Origin of the sequence: Acidovorax sp. Root219 (assembly GCF_001428665.1) — a bacterium.
In the GTDB taxonomy this organism is placed as follows: domain Bacteria; phylum Pseudomonadota; class Gammaproteobacteria; order Burkholderiales; family Burkholderiaceae_C; genus Acidovorax.
In genome coordinates this window covers 1-237 of record NZ_LMIJ01000021.1, presented here as the reverse complement: position 1 = coordinate 237, position 237 = coordinate 1, and positions in this window count along the sequence as shown.

Here is a 237-nt window from a genome sequence, read left to right as displayed (position 1 = left end):
AACTCTTCTGGCGTCGTTGCAGCGTCTTGTCGTACTGCTCGTACTGCCTGCGACGCAGCGCCTCGCCAGAACCGCTTCACTGAGTTTTGTTAGCCGCTCGAAGGCATCCCACCTTGGCCGACCATGCACCGTGGGCACCACACCCATCAAGACAACAGACAGACCCACAGACTTCATGCAAGACGCTTCTTCATTCATCCAGCCCGGCACCTTCCGTATCCGCCAAGCCGACCAGCC